Genomic DNA, 15,307 nt, shown 5'->3' with positions numbered 1-15,307 from the left:
GCGCTGTAGCGCTTCCTCGTCGTCTTCATTCCCGTACCAATCCATCAGGTCGGGAGTAGCTTAACACCCTGTCCAGAAAACCGGCACCACCTCACCCGGCAGCTACACGCAAAAGACATGGGGTGAACTGGAGCGGCGGTTGAAAGCGCATTTTCAACCGGCTTCGTCTTCGCGTGGCTGGTTTTTGAAGGCGCTAAAGATCTTTCAGCCCAGAGCTTTCAGGGCCAGATGATATCCCTGTCCGCGAGCTTGGCCTGCGCATGCGTCGATGAAGGTAATTTTCGTCGAAACCAGCGATCTGTGCGAGTTTGGCGGGGGCGAGGATATTGACGCTCCCGCGACGCAACTGCATCGCTCCTGTTAGGCGAAGCTGCTTCAATATCCGATTTATGTGCACAGGTGTCATCCCGAGCGCATCAGCAAGCATGATCTGAGAGAGCGGCAGGGCGAACGCATTGCCGCTCTCCAAGCTGATCGCATGCCCGCGAACATAGAGTTCACACATGAGGTGGGCGACCCGCTCCAAGCTGCTTCGCCGCCCCATGCTCACGATCCACGCGCGTAAGGTCCCCTCGTCAGCGAGTTGGGCGATATACATGGCACGCGCAATCCCGCCATGCTCGCTCATGAGGCGGTCCATCTCGGCGCGTGGAATCATCGCTACGCGAGCGGATGAAACCGTCTGGATGCTGTGATCCATTTCCGCCAGCAATCCGATATGAAGATCGCAACAATCCCCCGGCATGAGGAAGGCCATAATCTGCCGAGTGCCGCTCGGAAGGATTTTATAGCGGAAAGCCCACCCTTCGAGCATCACAAAGACCGGACCGGGCCTGTCACCCTCCCGGATCAGGTCGTGTTTCGCGGCTAGCTTGCGGGGATGGATTGTTGCCTGCTCCAGGGCAAGGATCTCTGTGGCCGTCAAATCGGCATAGCCCTGAAGCTTCTGGACAAACCGGTTCGCCATAGCTGCAGGTTTACGAAATCAATCCCACATAAGATATTGCCCATTGATATTATCGAAAGTTAAGTTCGAGCTGGATTTTCGTCGTGCAGGCACTAAGTCTCCTGTATCGTCGATAGGCAGCACAGGCGTCGGCGGCTGGGAGCGATGCTTCCGCCTGACAATAGGAACGCCGTGATGTCGGGTGGCTGCAAAAGCGATGCGGATTGCTGCAAAGCCGCCGACGCATACGGTGAGGCAGCCCTTACCCTTGTCGAAAGCTTGATTCATGCCCTCCTGGCGCGCTCGAGCCTCTCCCTGACCGAGGCGCTCGACATCGTGCAGATCGCGATCGACGTGCAGATTGAGGTCGGTCACGATCGAGGGGTCGATCCGACGACATCACCATCCGTTCGGTTTTTGCAGGCCATCTCAAGCAGCCTGAAGATCGATGATAAGTAGAGCACTCATTCCGGCCTCCATGCCAAAGGCTTGGGGCGGAACGAGCCGCGCCTCCTTGGTAACGGCTGTCGGGGGGCGGCAACGACGTGCCTCAGCCTGCCAGGATAGGCGGATCGATGGGATAAGATCACAACGTTGTTGTTCTGGCTTTTTCAAACGAATTAATGCCGGAAATCTATATCCATGTGCTATGCTGCGATATCACCCGAATTGAAATGCAAGCATCTCGTGACAGAGAGACATCCGCGCTCCCGCTTGCCGTACGGGAGTACTTGGAATGCTCACGAATAACTATACCCCGCGAGGAAATATCGATTGTGCGGCCCCACTGCGGATTAACGGTGCCAATGCGGTCTGGGCGGGCAACGAGCCTGCTGGTGCCGGCAGACAGTTCGAACATCGGAATGGCCGGGCGATTTGGGCCAGGATGTCTCATGCCCTGGAAAACATGCTCAGGCGGAGCCCCGTCAGGTTAGGCGAACTGGAACGCGCCCTCGATCAGTGGCAGGGTCAAGGCGGCGGCTTCTCGTTCGATCAGCCTGCCGCCGGGGATCACCCGTCAGAAGCCGGCAGGGCGGGGCTTCCATGCTATCGGAACGATGCAGGGGCACGCGCCATCACAATAGGAGCAAGTTCATTCCATTGTATTGGCGTATCCCCGCCGGACGATCATCCGCACATCTTTCTCCAGATGGAAGCAGGGCAGGATATCCAATGTCCCTATTGCTCGACGCGCTACATTTTTGACGGCAGCCTATGCCCGGATGAGAGCGCGCCCGCCGGCTGTCTCTATGAAATGGTGTCTCCCGAAAAGCAGAGTCTCGCAGGGGGGACGGGATCGTGACCTTTCATAATTTGCTGGGCTGGCATGTGGTCGATCTCATGGCCAGTCATTGGGATGGTGGGCGCTTCGTGAGTCATTGCAAGATATGTGGCCGCGAGATGGTCAAATTGCCCGAGATGGGGTGGCGATTGAGCAGCCGTCGAGCCTGATCACCGGGCATCATCCCCCCGTATCTCTGGCGAGCGCGGCTTCCAGTTCAGCCGGGGTGACCGTCACGGTCCTTGTCAGGCCATGGCTGCGCAAGATCAGCAGTGTCGCCACACGCCGATAAATCGTTTGTCCGTTGCCTTCGATGATCTCCTCATCGGTTTCGACATCGTAGCGGCCGGCGGGCTGTTCGTCTTCCAGCCCTTCCAGTTTGAAGGGAGCCGCGAAGGCGATGGAGGACTTGATTGTGCGCAGGGTCATGACCACGACTCCCGGCATGAGCCCCCATCGTTGACCCAGCCGTCGAGAGCATCCCTGATGTCGTAGCCATGTGTCGACAATGTCTGTTCAGGGGCACTCCGGCGCACCCCCTTCGGACTTTCTCGCCGAACAAGCGCGCGATAGCCGTCAGCCATTCCCCTGTGCGCGCTGCGGGCGCCGGGTTCTGTAGCGGCATTCATAAGGGCTATTGAAACAGCCAGACGCTTTTCGAAATAGGTGACATCCATCGGAGTCCACTCCCGAGCAGCAAGCGGGAGCGCGTTGGTCTCTCAGTCACGGGATGCTTGCGGCGGAAATCGGGTGATGTTTCATCATGGCACATGTTGCGATGGAAGGCGATATTTATTTGAGAGTTGTGCGATTCACAGGTCGCTCCGATTGCCGTGTTTGCCTTGACAGTCACACTCATCTTCCCAAATGCCTCGGGGGGCGAGCGTCACGGGTTGATGATAGCTGTAGCTCGTCCGGTGCCGGATGATGAGCGGTTCATGGCATTTCAGGCGTCGGCGAAGCCGCGGTCCGGGTTCTCGCTGTATTGCCGAACCTCTTCGTTGACGGAATGGGGCTCCTGCGGTGCGACAGGCGCTGGCATGCGATTTCGCCTAGTCTCCCGCCGCTCTGCCGCCAGTGCTTCATTACCCCAGGCGGCAGAGGCCTTAATCGCAACACTCCGGACATTCTCGAGAGCGGCGTTCGTGGCGCGATCACGATGGAGGGCCTCCTGAGCGCGGCACATCATAGAGGACAGCTCCATCGGAGGTGCTCCTTTCTTGAGGCAAATTTGGTCGGCGACCTCCTGGTCAGTCGCCGACGGCCTTATCTATGCCCCCCTTGGCGGAGGGGTTTGAGGCATTGGGCTTGGGTGGTGCGGCCTTTCTAGGTTTTCGGAGTTCGTTGCTGCCTCTGCGCGGGCTCCTTGCCATGTCATGCTCCTTTGAATTGGCGTATGCGCCTTCGATTGGCGCCTATATGCCCCCTAGGCGGGCAGCCCATCCCGTTTCGCCTGAGCGATGGCGTCCGCAAGATTGGTGTAGCGGTAAGATTTGTACAGGAACCAATCTGTGGGAACGCGGGTGATCCCGTATCTCGTCATCAGATCAGTTTCGGTCGCACCCAAAGCGTTCTGTGTGACGGGCGACGTCATAGCGATGCCCCCGGGATGGACGTTTCCATGCCAAAATCCGCATGCCCCTCTCGTTGAGTGGCCATGGCTACGCGAAGGTTGCTCGCGTCGACCGCGGGGTGCGGGGAGTGCTGCACCCGCCCATCGGGCGGCAGGCAGTCGAAATGGCGATGGGGGAAGCCTACATAAGCCAGCCTCTCGCCGTAGAGATACGCCAGATTCCTGTGCGCATGGCGCGATGGCTCGCACATGGCATTTACCGCATTGATGAGCGACACCTGCTCGCGATGTAGAAGTTCGTTGATGTCCATGATGAGCCCCGTTTCATTGGCGCGGTTTTATGTATCCCGCCGTCGCGAGGATGCTGGAAGTATTTTTCGTGATAAACTCTCATAGCATGAGATTATGTTCAATGTCGTTGCTTTATTACGAACGATGGTAGAAAAATCCGCTTGGCGGAAACAAAGGCGGATAGGCGAGCGCGCCGGCCACTTGGCCTGCTCCCTGTGCGATCGTATGAAATACATCGGGACGGTTGGTCGCGCGCGCTTTCGCATTGTCGCAGCCGCCGGGGCGAAAGCACGCAGCACTTCGGCGTCACCATCAACAGGCGCCTCGCTCCCAGATCGGATGTATCCGGTCTTGCGTTACAGCCGCAACATCACGACCGGCCGTTTGACAGGCGCCTGTTGCTGCCGAAAACGGTCTATTCTTACGACCGCCTAGGAGAGCTGCTTTCTGCGATTGCACTCCCTAACCTGTCCGGCATCTAACGGCCAGTTTGCTCGTCAGATGAGGTTGTGCGGGTCGAGGCGCGAAACGTCCGATTCTAAAAAAAGCCGACATTTATCAAGCCAATAGACAACGACGGCTAAGTCCCCAACTCGGACATTCGCGTATATTGACGGGTACATGTACGACCGAGAGGAGCCGCCATATTGCGAAGACAGCTTCCACCGATCTGACACGTGGCGAATGCCCCTGATCGGGCATCAGAATAGATCACGAACCCAAAACCAACCTCCCCTTATCTCACTGCCGACCGAGACCGTGGCCGTCTGCGAGCAGCGCTCCGAGCACGGCTCTGACGTTCCGAGCAAGGTCACGAACCGATGGCTTGTCCATGAACCCTCGACGCAGCAACTGAAGTGCAGCCGACGGGAGTTCAGGAAGAATGCCCGGCGGCACCTCCCAGTTCGCGGCGATGTCACGGATGAGCGAGACGAGGATTGCGTCGAAGTCAGCCGGCCTTGGATGGGGCACCTCCACGATCCAGAAGCGCGAAAGCAGGGGCGCGGGGATGGTGTCCATGATGTTTGCACAGGCCATCCAGTTCACGTGGGATATGTCGCACGCCATGAGCAGGCACTGATCATACCAGGACTTTGCGGAAGCTGGCTCCAGCATCGAAAGCAAAGTCTGGTGCGGTCGACCATTGGCGTTCGAGCCGCCAGCCTTGTCGATCTCATCGAGCACCAGCAGCGGATTGGCGATGCCCGTGCCGGCGATCGCGACAAGCGGCCAGCCAGGCTGCGCGCTTTGATATCCGCTGGCTGTGCCGCTCAGCATTCGGTCGTCGGACATGGTGGAGAGCTCAGCCACCAGCGTAGCGATGCCCAACGCAGCCCCCAGCTTGCGGGCAAACCAGGTCTTCCCCACGCCCGGCGGCCCGACGAGGAGCACGGGCTCTATCGCCACCCAGGGGCGGCCGAGGGCCAGTTGCGTGCGTAGCTGGCGTTCAACGTCGTGTACAAGCTGTTCGGCCCAGGGAGCGGCCCCAACAAGTTCGTCGAGGCGCGGAAAGTGATCGGCCGGCGACACGCGCATCGAGCGTCGGCCACCCAGTTCGACAGGTTCGAAGAGCTTCTCCCATCTCGCGTCGATTGCTGGGTCGCCATTGGCGCGAGGTTTCGCCCCACGACCGGATCGCCCCGACGGGCAAATGGTCACCGAAACGGTCGTTGGGATCCGTTTGGTGATGCGCGGCAACCTGCCCGGACGAGCGAGCGACAAAGGGTCGAAATCCATGGATACTCCAAGAAAACAGAAGGGCCGCCCCGCGGAGCAGCCCTGGAAATGCGCGGCATGACTGCTGCGATCGAACGCCGACGGGCGCTAAACCCAGCGGCCATGCAAACCGCTCAAGTGTGTGTGGCGAGAAGGCTGAGGCGGGTCATGACGAGTTCGTGTGCAGGCGTGCGTGGAATGAAAGAGCTGCAAAGCCCTCCTCCTCGCTATCCGACGGTGTGAGAAGCTGCCGAAGCGCAGGCGATAGAAAGAGATCTTCGCCGGCGATCCGCTCCTTCCCGCTGCGCTCGACAACGGCGCCATTTACCAGCCAACCGGGGAGATCTCGCGCCATGATCCGGCGGAATTCGTGCTCGGATCGCGCATAGCCGGCATGGAAAATCTGGGTCAGCCCCTGCCCCGTCGCAAAGTCCGCGACACTGGCCCGATAGAGATGCCTGTCCTGTCCGACAGCAAACAATTCCGGCGTGTCCCAGTCATAAGCGGCGCGACGCCAAGCCTGGTTCGGCACTGTGCTCGCCACGAAGGCCGGCTCGTCAAGCATGGCCTGGGCCCGCTCGATGATGGCGCGCAGTTTCGCAACTTCGGCCCGCCCCTTGGTTGCGGTGATACGGGCCACCCGTTCGATCTGGTCCATGGTCATGCCTCCCAGCCCCAAACGTGGGCGAGCCACTCGGCATGGATGATCGCTTGTCCCTCATCATGGCAAAAGGACCGCTCGAAACCGCGCAGGCCGATGCCATCGAGTTGCCGCGGCGAGATCAGCAGATGGCAGTGCACGTCACGGTCCGAGCCCGCACGTGCCGGCACATGCAGCACGAGGATCACGGGCAGCGTACGCCGCTGGACGAAGCTCGATCGGGCGAATGCGCGCGCCGTCTCCCAGGCTTCGTGGACCCGACGGACATTGGGGAAACTGACCGTGACATAGGTGAGCAAGGCCTGCTCACTCTCGACGGACCGTGCGTCGATCTCCTCAGTGAGCAATCGCGGCTCCAGGAAACGATCATCAGCGCCTGCGGGAAGCAGGACTTCGATCTTCTCCGCTGTGACCGCCCAAAGGGCGCTCGTGGCGCCGCCAGCAGGCGGGATCGGCTGTGCTTTCCGCCGACAGAATTCGGCTGCGCTGTTCGTGCGGCCGCGAAATGTCCGGCGCAACACGCCAAACGTATATCCCGGGACCGCCTCAAACCCCTCGACTGCCGGGTTCAGATACAGCCAACTCAGCGGATCGCTCTCCGCTGGCTTCGCTTGCAACGAGACGGCGGCGATTTTTGACGACGCGATAGAGCGCGCCATCTCAGTAGCGTCCCTGCATGCGAACGATTTCGGCCGCAGCCCGGCAGAGGCCGGTCGATCGCTCCTCCCGATCGACATAGGGTGCTGTCATGGAAAGGCACAGACCATTGTGCCCAAGGGCGAGCCAGAGGCCTCGGCCGTTTGCCGGGATGAACCACAGCCCGTTTTCACGATCACGATAGAAGAGCAGATTATCGAGCAGCAGTGGCCCACTGCTCAGCTCGATCAGGGCTGTGGCATGGACCGGATTCAGCGTCTCGGGCCACTTGCCGTGGGCGATCACGAGGACGCTGCTCCCAAGTGCGGTCGCCGTCGCTCGCATCGCGTCGCGAAATCGTGCTGTATCATCGTCGGCGCTGGCCGACAGGACAAGCCCCAAGTCGGGTAGCTGCACCGAACAGATCGGCATACTGCCAGAGCTTGTCAGAGGTTCAGGGATGGCATTGGTCGCTTCAAGCGGCAACTGGATGAGACGCGCGGACGTGATCGCGCAATCAACGGCGCTATGCGTGTTCAACTTGGAAAGCCTTGTCAGGAGGAAATCCCCGACCCGCATCAGATCGGTTCAGGCCAGTCCCTTTTTCATTTTACGGAACTGACTTACCTCCCGCCTTCCTCTACCTCTCTCTTCCCCTTTGGCTCCACTGGAGCAGAAGCTCGTCGAGCACGTGTTCATCCGCGTTTTGCGGGGCCGCCCGCTCTGGTGGCGGGTTCAGTGGCGTCGCCGGGAGATCGGCACGTGATCGCATTGGCTCCGTCACTTCCCAGCTCCTTTCCACGATCGCCTTCTTGTCCTTGCGTGGCTGAACGCGGTGCAGCGGTCGCCCCTGATCATTGACGATATGGAGAGCATGCAGGGCGGCAACCTCTGCGCTCAACCGGAGGAATTCGTGTGAACCCGTCACGCGGACGCTCTCCCATCGCGCGGCCGCCAACAGCAGCGCCGCTTCGACCGACGCAAAATCGACACGATGAATGATCAGCACGACATAGTGATCGGTGAAGGCACGATCACCGGAAGCAACTCGATAGACGGTCCGCCAGCCGTCATGGGCCGCGCTGAAACCTGCGACCGGAGGCGAACGATGCTCAGACCCGGCAGGATTTGCCGGCAAGATGACAATAGGCAGAGGGACGGCAGCCGGAGCAACGGGCCGACCACCCGCGATCCAATCAGCATGTGACAAGCGATTTTGAGCAAATAGCACCTTCGCCGTGCCGAAGCTGGCGTCCACAGCCGAGACGGCCGCGCGATATTCCGCGCGGATCGCGGCGCGCAGAGCCGGTGCCTGCGGCCCGTGGCCTACCGACGACAAGGCGGCTTCGAGCGCTTCCTTGAGTCGGGAGCGTGCTTCTTCATTTGTAGCCCGAATCTTGGTGAGCTCGGCGGTTGCGGCACGCCGATACTCTTCGTAGCTGCCTCCGCCCCTATCGCGGTGGGGCTGGAAAGGTCCAAACCGGTGCTCCAATCTTGCCAGCGAAAGCTCGGAATCGACCGCGCTGGCCTTGAGCTCCAGGCTGTGGATCAGAATGCGTGCACCGGAACCCGCACGCCGATAGCGCACTCCGCTCGCCGCCAGTCTCGCGTGAAAATCCGACCATCCGTCGGCCTCATCGCGAGCGGTTTGGATATCGCGCAGAAGCAGTGGATCAAAGTCGGGGTCGGTCGTCTTCTGACGGGATCGCCGGCACTGTTGCCCAGCCCGATCTCGGACCATGGCACCAGTCTTCCGATCGAAAACGGCCCCGCCGCTGGCCCCGTACAAGGCGTCGGGCTCGACACTCCATCCTTGTACGGCTTCAATGATAGCAACCGCCTGATGGAGACGATCGATGTCCCAGCCGTCGCCGAGCTCGACCGCCCTTCCAGTTGCGGGGGCGACACGCACCAGCATAACATGGACATGGCGATGATCGGTGTTCTGGTGGACCGACCAAAGCGTCTGGCAGTGCGCTGCGCCCAGCACATCGACCAGGATGTTAACCGCCTCCCTGGCCTGCTGAGCGGTCGGGACTTCCCCTGCCGGCCAGCTCAACACATAATGCTCGATGGGGTTCTTCAGCCGCGAGCAGCGTGCGGCAACCGCGAGCATCTCATCCTGCCACTGCTCGAGGCTGTGACCGAACAAATTACGCGTACCGGTGAGCGCGACTTTCTCTTCCAACAAGCCATGCTCCCCAACCGGATGGAGGTCATGCGCGGCCAGCAGATAGTCGGACATCCTTCGCACATGCGCGAGCTTCATCTGCCGCTCGGGGTCCGCGTCCACGACATAGGCCGACAGGGCGCGTACCGTTCTGGCCAGTTGCAGGACATTCCCCCGCTGCCGCCGGACGCCGCGCCGAATTCTCTTTGCAATCACGCGCCAAGCTCGTCGCGCACGGCTTGGCAGAGCGCATCGACCATACCCTGCAGTTCGCGGAGCACCGTCTCATTATCCGGCTGGAGGCGCAGCGCATGTGCGAGGACGATGATCTCGCTGAGCGCTGCAAGCGCCGGATAGTCCGGTCGGGTTCTGTCGCGCAGCGTGTCGGCGATGAAAGTGCTTACGCTGACATGCCGAGCCGCTGCTCGACTTTCGATCTGGTCCGCAAAGGATGATGGCAAACGCACCGCGAGCGTTCGCGTGGCGGCCGGCTTCTTCGAAAGCGCGCGCTTCATTGCCCCCCTCCCCAACGTGGCGAGAAGCTCCTGCGCCGAGCCACGACCCGGACATGTTTACATGTCCCATCCTGCTCACTTCTTTTTCCTCCCCCGCCGACATACGTCGGCCAGCCATCGGACGGACGGTGGTCGGTCACCGGACGGACACAGACAGAATGTGCGCACATCGGAACGAACTCCCGGAGAGGACTGATCGTCCTACCGGTACGGCTCGACTTCGGGGGGTCACAGAGGGACTGACCCTACTCGCCTGGGTGCAAATGGGTGCAGCCGGGAAGAGGTCGATGCAACCCGTGCCGCGCCCCCTGTCCGACCCATGCCCGCTGTGTCTTGGTCATGTCGTAGCCAAAGGAGGTTCGACATGGACGACAAAGAGAATACTCAGATCGCGGAGCGACTGCACGCCCCGCCCGTGCGCCCCAGCGGCAGGGTGAGCGCTACCGCACTCGTGCGCCGGCACTATGATGAGATCATGGCGGTGTGCCAGAAAGGCCGCCGCGGCGGCAAGACCTGGGCGGAGATCGGCCGCGATCTGCGCCCGCTCGATCCGGTTTCGGCCGGCACGGTCGGCCGGGCTTTCGCACGCGTCACCGCCGAGCGCGGAAAGATGCTGGCGAAGGCTACGCCGAAGCGTGTGACTTCCGTCGTCGCCCTTCGTCCTGCAGAAGAAGAGAGCCTCCCGCAGACCGAGCCTGTGCCCGCACGCCGCAATCCTTTCGCGCGAGCGGTCGATCCGATTCGCCTGGAAGGAGACGAGTGATGCGCCCGATCCGACTCATTCTGACGCAGAGCGAGAAAGGGGGTTGCGGCAAGACCACCATCCAGGAAGCTCTGGTCACCGGTTTGCGTGCGGGCGGCAGCACAGTCGTCGCGGTGAACGCTGACGATGGCGTCAGCGGTTATATCAGCCGCTGCGGCAAGGGCAGTGCGCTGGCGCTCTCCTGGACGACCAGCGCGGATTCGGTCATGCCCTGGATGACCACCCATCTCGCCGATGCCGATGTGGTGACGATCGACTGCGGCGCCAATCTGATCGCCAGCGGCGCCCCGATCAACGCGTTCCTAGGCGAATTCGTCGTGCGGGTCGTCGAGGCGGGGGGCAGCGTCACGCCCTTGGCCATCGCGTCCACCAATGCCCCCGGCGCCGATCGCGTCGTCCGCGCCATGCGCGATGCATTTGGCGATTACGGAAAGGTCCGTCTTGTCCAGAACGATCAGGATGGTTCATCGGCTTTCCCGCGATCGCTTGCCACCCTCGGGATGCCAACCGCAACGTTCCCGCACATCGCGCCCGGATTCGTGCAGGCGCCCATGCTCGAGGTCGCTCCGCTCCTCAATATCCTGCGATCCCCGCCGGAACATTATGCGATGGCGATTGCAGCCCACGCCCGGGCGGTTGCCCGCTTCATGCGGGAACCTGCCGTGCAGGACCTCTTCGAGCCGCAGGCGATTGACGAGGTCACTGCCTATGCCGCCGAGGCTCCGGGTACGCTGCAGCGGGCCGTCTATCAGCTCTCCCAAGTGACCGATGAGGCACTGAAAGCCAACATGGGGATCGTATCGGCAAAAAAGTCTCTCTGGCAGGCGGCGGGGACCGACCGCAGCGACATCACGTCAATCAGCGAAGCAGCGCTTGGGCTGATCGACGCGGAAGTGGCCTACTTTGCGGCGATCAAATAGGCCACAGCCTCTCCGACACACGGCCGCCTCCGATGGGGGCGGCCGTTTGCATTTGAGCTTACCCCCGCTTCGGCGCCTGCCCGCGATAGCCCGCTCGTCCACGACAAGGAGTGGACAATGACGGACAGGAAAGAACTCAAAATAAAGTCGGACGCGCTGGGGCGTGTCTACATGGCCGAGGTGCTCTGGCTGATCGGCGGATCGCGATGGACATCGCGCCGTATGATCGAGGCGGGCGAGTTTCCCGCGCCAATCACCGGGCTCGGACGTGGCGAAAAACACAAATGGTGCGGCAAAGCCATTCGAGCGTGGCTCAAGGCGCAGCCCGGCTGCGCATGGCAGAACAAACAGTGGACAACGCTTTCCGCCACCAATAAGCAGGAGTGGTTGCCGGGCCGCAGATAACACGAGGCCAGCGCGAAACCCGCAGTCTGCCATCATCGGAAGCCGACATGCAGCATTTCAATTTTGGATGGTCCTACGCCACGCCAACTTTTCCACCACAGATGCACCGTCATTCGACACCCGGCGATCGGCGAACCGGACTTTCAGCGGCGCAGGCAGCCTCAGCTGCTGCCCTCAACATTACGCAGGGCAACCTCAGCGATCCGCGCATCGCGGCGATAGCAGTCAACTTCATCGAAGCGTTTCACGGTGCCAAGCCCAACCGTCTGGCCGGACACATCGCGGCGATCCGGAGACGGATCCACAGAGAATATTTCGAAGCGAACAACAACCCGCCGCCGCGCCCGCGCGACGGAGTAGGCCATATTGCCATCGTTGAACATCTCTTGTCCCCGTCCGCTAACGACCTTGTGCTGGAGACGATCGAGACACATCTGGCGGGCACCTTTGCCTATACCCATGCCCATGCCCTGGACCGGCTTCGCCAGCGGTCACGTTGTGCCCACGACGATGCCTATGAGCGATTTATGCAGAACGATCTGGGGCTGGTTCTGCAAATCGCAAAGGATGGCGGATTTCCTGCCCATCCTTTGGACGAGTTGGTCAAGAGCGTCCGCCATCATGCACGATGCCTGGCGATCCGAGCGGCCCATGATCTGGTGGACATTCTGCGGACCCATTCGCTCGCTCCGCATGGAGACCGCTTTGCGGGTTTTCACGACTGGAAACTGGTCGGTCACTCCGTGTTGTCGACCATCGCAAGCCCGGCACAAGTGCTTCAGCGCTTCGTTCGCAATGCCTCCACGGGGCGCTACGCGGCGGTCGAGGAAGAGGACCTCCATACTCATCTGCAAGCCGACGCGATCCTCCCCGGCGATGAGAGCGGGCGGCGCGTGATCAGGATTGCACATATTGTCAAAGCGGCGCTCGACCGGCGCGGCTCCTATGACACCATGCGCGCAGCCCGCCATGTCGCGCGCAGCTGTCGGAAAGCGGCGCGCCTCACCCAAGGCGACATGAAGAGTGCTGGATTGGCCCACCAGGACTTTGCTGAATTCCGGATCGGTCTGAGTTCGTCCGAAGCGTCGGCCTATGTCGCGCTTCAACTGCTCAAAGCCCTCAACAGGATCGATGCCTGCGTCTCCGCGATTATGGAAGGTCGCCCCCTGCCGCCGTGCACTGAAACGGCTCCGCCACGGAAATCGGCCGCCTACGCGACAACGATCCTGCGCGCCGAGACGCGGCCGGACAAGAATGCGCCAATGGTCGGACATGTTGGTGGCGGCCTTGTGCGGGACCTGGACAAGGACCGAGGCTGCAGCCGCATGCCGCTCGATGCTGCCTTGTTAAAACTCCGCGATCCAGAAATCGCCCGACGTGCGCAGGACGCGATCGGCATTGATCCTACGGTCTGGTTCATGAACTGATATGGACACGCGCATTTCAGCTTACCCCAGCGGGGCGGCCACATTGAGCCATTGGGTGGCGCATGCACCGCGCCGACGCCCACTGTTCGCATCCTCGCTCCAGCGGCTCGGCAAGCCTCACGTCGGAACTGGAGACGATGGATCGAGCCCTGTTGCTCCTTCTCGCGCGCCGTGCAGCCCGATCGATATCTGCACCACAGGTGGACGCTTCTCCCGAACGCAAGTGAGGGCATTCTGATGTCCGTCGTCCGGGCCCTCGGCTATGGCCGCAAGAGCTTCGACGATCCCGACAATCGGACGTCGTCGGTCGCCGACCAGGAAATGTTCGCGCGCACCTATGCCGAGCGTAACGGGCTGAACTTCGTTTCTTGGTACGCAGACGACGGCGTCACCGGCGGAACCATGGAGCGCCCCGGTCTCAAACATATGTTGGATATGATCCGGAGAGGCGATGTCGATGCGGTCATTATTGAGGATGTCGATCGCCTGAGCCGCGATCAGGAGCATCTCCAATATATGAGCAAGCTGCTCCGGCTGCATCGAGTCACGCTGCACACGGTCGCCGCGGGGGTCATCGACCATCTTGTCTTGAGTGTCAAAGGCATGATCGGCGAGCAACAACGGATGCGCATCGCCTACACGACGAGGCGCGGCCTCGCCGGCAAGGCCAAGCGCGGCGGCGCGACCGGCGGCAAGACGCTAGGCTATGCGCGCGCTATTGACCCACAAGATCCTTCGTCCGATCGCCTTATCGTCGTCGAGGGCGAAGCTGCTCTCGTTCGGCGGATATTCGAACTTTATGGCGACGGCTCAAGCCTCAAACAGATCTGCAATCTGTTGAACGAGGAAGGTGTGCCCACCCCGCGTGCTCGGGAACGAGGCAAATATAATGCCGGCGTGTGGAACCCATCCACGTTATCGGGAAGCGCGGAATTAGGCGAAGGCATCCTCAACAACGAAACATATATCGGCCGCCGGATTTTCAATCGCCGCACCTGGATCGAGGTCCCGAACGAGACGCGGGGGTTTCGTCGCCGGCCTCGCCTCAACCCCGAGTGCGATTGGATCATTCGCGACGAGCCGGACCTTCGGATCATCGATCAGGATCTCTGGCTGTGCGTCAAACGGCGCCAGACCGAGGCGCGTGCGGCACGAGATGCGAAATTCAAGCTCACCGCAAATCCGCTTTCAGGCGCGAAGCGGCCTGCGCATCTCTTGTCCGGCCTCGTGACATGCGGATGCTGCGGCGGAGTTTTCGTAGGCACCGGAGGACGGTGGCGCTGCAAGGCTGCGATGCGTCAGGCGTGCACCAATGCCTCGATCCGCATCACCGAACTCGAGGATCGCGTGCTCTCTGGCGTTCGAGATCGTTTGTTGACCCCAGCGGTCATCGAGCGGTTTGCGACGGCTCTTCAGCAGGAGCTCGACGCGGATCGCATTGCATCGGGCAGCGAACGTGCCGGCCTGCAAGCCCAACTCGACGAAGTCCGGAGTAGGATTGCCCGCTTGGCACGCAGGCTCGAGGAAGATGAGGATGCCCCACGGACATTGGTCGAGCGTCTGAAGGAACTCGAAAGCCAGGAGTTCGATCTTGTCGGCGCCCTGACCGAAGTCCCGGAGCAAACCGTGGTGCAGCTGCCATCCAACTATGAGCCCATCTACCGTCGGGCAGTGGCAGAACTCGAACAGCATCTGGCGTCAACAGACGGCCAAGCCGCCAAGGAAGCCGTTCGCGCGCTGATCGAGCGGGTTGTCATCCAGCCAGGCGATGCTCGCGGTGGCAAGCGACGTCCCATCCAGTTGCACGGTGACCTGTTCGAGATGCTGGAGTTTGCGTCGGCGGCGGGATCTGCGGGGGACAAACGGAAACTCCCCCGGACCGTGGGGTCTGGGGGAGTTGTTACACCGTTGGTTGCGGGGACAGGATTTGAACCTGTGACCTTCAGGTTATGAGCCTGACGAGCTACCGGGCTGCTCCACCCCGCGTCACCATGGTTGCCGT

General features: G+C 61.3%; 16 protein-coding genes and 1 tRNA gene. 7 read left to right on the top strand and 10 right to left on the bottom strand.

Annotated features, from left to right (window positions below; translation table 11 throughout):
• Positions 1–193: 193 nt before the first annotated feature.
• On the bottom strand, positions 194–967 hold the full coding sequence (locus FHS98_RS18385) for a Crp/Fnr family transcriptional regulator (protein ID WP_167108849.1): 774 nt from the start codon (positions 965–967) through the stop codon (positions 194–196).
• A 174-nt stretch (positions 968–1,141) separates the two neighbouring features.
• Between FHS98_RS18385 and FHS98_RS18380 the strand changes: the two genes are divergently transcribed.
• Both FHS98_RS18380 and FHS98_RS19185 read left to right on the top strand, forming a co-directional pair.
• Complete coding sequence (locus FHS98_RS18380; RefSeq protein ID WP_167108846.1) at positions 1,142–1,405, top strand: hypothetical protein; 264 nt, start codon at positions 1,142–1,144, stop codon at positions 1,403–1,405.
• Positions 1,406–1,682: 277 nt separating this feature from the next.
• The gene (locus FHS98_RS19185) at positions 1,683–2,249 is read left to right on the top strand and encodes a zinc-finger domain-containing protein (RefSeq protein WP_208402382.1); all 567 of its coding nucleotides are present in this window, start codon (positions 1,683–1,685) and stop codon (positions 2,247–2,249) included.
• A gap of 159 nt (positions 2,250–2,408) precedes the next feature.
• Here the strand turns inward: FHS98_RS19185 and FHS98_RS18370 are convergent, their stop codons facing one another.
• The 8 genes from FHS98_RS18370 to FHS98_RS18335 all read right to left on the bottom strand — a co-directional run bounded on the left by FHS98_RS18370 (position 2,409) and on the right by FHS98_RS18335 (position 9,790).
• A complete protein-coding gene (locus FHS98_RS18370; RefSeq protein ID WP_167108843.1) occupies positions 2,409–2,657 on the bottom strand; it encodes a hypothetical protein in 249 nt (82 codons plus the stop codon).
• 1,161 nt (positions 2,658–3,818) lie between these two features.
• Entirely contained in the window at positions 3,819–4,112 is a 294-nt protein-coding gene (locus FHS98_RS18365) for a hypothetical protein (RefSeq protein WP_167108811.1), read from the bottom strand.
• Positions 4,113–4,833: 721 nt separating this feature from the next.
• On the bottom strand, positions 4,834–5,829 hold the full coding sequence (locus FHS98_RS18360; RefSeq protein ID WP_167108840.1) for an AAA family ATPase: 996 nt from the start codon (positions 5,827–5,829) through the stop codon (positions 4,834–4,836).
• Positions 5,830–5,974: 145 nt separating this feature from the next.
• Positions 5,975–6,466, bottom strand: coding sequence for a hypothetical protein (locus tag FHS98_RS18355; protein WP_167108837.1), 492 nt, complete (start codon positions 6,464–6,466; stop codon positions 5,975–5,977).
• A gap of 2 nt (positions 6,467–6,468) precedes the next feature.
• Complete coding sequence (locus FHS98_RS18350) at positions 6,469–7,128, bottom strand: hypothetical protein (RefSeq protein ID WP_167108834.1); 660 nt, start codon at positions 7,126–7,128, stop codon at positions 6,469–6,471.
• 1 nt (position 7,129) lies between these two features.
• Positions 7,130–7,645: a hypothetical protein gene (locus FHS98_RS18345; protein ID WP_208402381.1), complete on the bottom strand. Its 516-nt coding sequence runs from the start codon at positions 7,643–7,645 to the stop codon at positions 7,130–7,132.
• A gap of 100 nt (positions 7,646–7,745) precedes the next feature.
• Complete coding sequence (locus FHS98_RS18340; protein ID WP_167108828.1) at positions 7,746–9,398, bottom strand: relaxase/mobilization nuclease domain-containing protein; 1,653 nt, start codon at positions 9,396–9,398, stop codon at positions 7,746–7,748.
• A gap of 89 nt (positions 9,399–9,487) precedes the next feature.
• Positions 9,488–9,790 (bottom strand): hypothetical protein, encoded by a 303-nt coding sequence (locus tag FHS98_RS18335; RefSeq protein WP_167108825.1) that lies wholly within the window; start codon positions 9,788–9,790, stop codon positions 9,488–9,490.
• A 364-nt stretch (positions 9,791–10,154) separates the two neighbouring features.
• Here FHS98_RS18335 and FHS98_RS18330 point away from each other — a divergent pair, with 364 nt between their 5' ends.
• The 5 genes from FHS98_RS18330 to FHS98_RS19180 all read left to right on the top strand — a co-directional run bounded on the left by FHS98_RS18330 (position 10,155) and on the right by FHS98_RS19180 (position 15,258).
• Positions 10,155–10,553 (top strand): hypothetical protein, encoded by a 399-nt coding sequence (locus FHS98_RS18330; protein WP_167108822.1) that lies wholly within the window; start codon positions 10,155–10,157, stop codon positions 10,551–10,553.
• On the top strand, positions 10,553–11,473 hold the full coding sequence (locus tag FHS98_RS18325; RefSeq protein WP_167108819.1) for a hypothetical protein: 921 nt from the start codon (positions 10,553–10,555) through the stop codon (positions 11,471–11,473). Before FHS98_RS18330 ends, FHS98_RS18325 begins: the two co-directional genes overlap by 1 nt.
• A gap of 117 nt (positions 11,474–11,590) precedes the next feature.
• Positions 11,591–11,878 carry a hypothetical protein gene (locus tag FHS98_RS18320; protein WP_167108817.1) on the top strand — a complete coding sequence of 96 codons (288 nt, stop codon included), beginning with the start codon at positions 11,591–11,593 and terminating at the stop codon, positions 11,876–11,878.
• A 47-nt stretch (positions 11,879–11,925) separates the two neighbouring features.
• Entirely contained in the window at positions 11,926–13,305 is a 1,380-nt protein-coding gene (locus FHS98_RS18315) for a hypothetical protein (RefSeq protein WP_167108814.1), read from the top strand.
• A gap of 237 nt (positions 13,306–13,542) precedes the next feature.
• A complete protein-coding gene (locus tag FHS98_RS19180) occupies positions 13,543–15,258 on the top strand; it encodes a recombinase family protein (RefSeq protein WP_425057366.1) in 1,716 nt (571 codons plus the stop codon).
• Here the strand turns inward: FHS98_RS19180 and FHS98_RS18300 are convergent.
• Positions 15,215–15,291 (bottom strand) — tRNA-Met (locus FHS98_RS18300). The two genes, FHS98_RS19180 and FHS98_RS18300, sit on opposite strands and share 44 nt — an antisense overlap.
• Between the last annotated feature and the right edge of the window lie 16 nt (positions 15,292–15,307).

Origin of the sequence: Sphingomonas oligoaromativorans, assembly GCF_011762195.1 — a bacterium.
GTDB lineage: Bacteria > Pseudomonadota > Alphaproteobacteria > Sphingomonadales > Sphingomonadaceae > Solisphingomonas > Solisphingomonas oligoaromativorans.
This window is presented reverse-complemented; position numbering and strand designations above follow the sequence as displayed.

What these genes read in the sequence shown, in the direction of transcription:
- FHS98_RS18355 (WP_167108837.1), bottom strand. Translation starts at nt 6,466, where the DNA reads ATGGACCAGATCGAACGGGTGGCCCGTATCACCGCAACCAAGGGGCGG.
- FHS98_RS18365 (WP_167108811.1), bottom strand. Translation starts at nt 4,112, where the DNA reads ATGGACATCAACGAACTTCTACATCGCGAGCAGGTGTCGCTCATCAAT.
- FHS98_RS18370 (WP_167108843.1), bottom strand. Translation starts at nt 2,657, where the DNA reads ATGACCCTGCGCACAATCAAGTCCTCCATCGCCTTCGCGGCTCCCTTC.
- FHS98_RS18360 (WP_167108840.1), bottom strand. Translation starts at nt 5,829, where the DNA reads ATGGATTTCGACCCTTTGTCGCTCGCTCGTCCGGGCAGGTTGCCGCGC.
- FHS98_RS18325 (WP_167108819.1), top strand. Translation starts at nt 10,553, where the DNA reads ATGCGCCCGATCCGACTCATTCTGACGCAGAGCGAGAAAGGGGGTTGC.
- FHS98_RS18315 (WP_167108814.1), top strand. Translation starts at nt 11,926, where the DNA reads ATGCAGCATTTCAATTTTGGATGGTCCTACGCCACGCCAACTTTTCCA.
- FHS98_RS18320 (WP_167108817.1), top strand. Translation starts at nt 11,591, where the DNA reads ATGACGGACAGGAAAGAACTCAAAATAAAGTCGGACGCGCTGGGGCGT.
- FHS98_RS18380 (WP_167108846.1), top strand. Translation starts at nt 1,142, where the DNA reads ATGTCGGGTGGCTGCAAAAGCGATGCGGATTGCTGCAAAGCCGCCGAC.
- FHS98_RS19185 (WP_208402382.1), top strand. Translation starts at nt 1,683, where the DNA reads ATGCTCACGAATAACTATACCCCGCGAGGAAATATCGATTGTGCGGCC.
- FHS98_RS18385 (WP_167108849.1), bottom strand. Translation starts at nt 967, where the DNA reads ATGGCGAACCGGTTTGTCCAGAAGCTTCAGGGCTATGCCGATTTGACG.
- FHS98_RS18335 (WP_167108825.1), bottom strand. Translation starts at nt 9,790, where the DNA reads ATGAAGCGCGCGCTTTCGAAGAAGCCGGCCGCCACGCGAACGCTCGCG.
- FHS98_RS19180 (WP_425057366.1), top strand. Translation starts at nt 13,543, where the DNA reads ATGTCCGTCGTCCGGGCCCTCGGCTATGGCCGCAAGAGCTTCGACGAT.
- FHS98_RS18350 (WP_167108834.1), bottom strand. Translation starts at nt 7,128, where the DNA reads ATGGCGCGCTCTATCGCGTCGTCAAAAATCGCCGCCGTCTCGTTGCAA.
- FHS98_RS18330 (WP_167108822.1), top strand. Translation starts at nt 10,155, where the DNA reads ATGGACGACAAAGAGAATACTCAGATCGCGGAGCGACTGCACGCCCCG.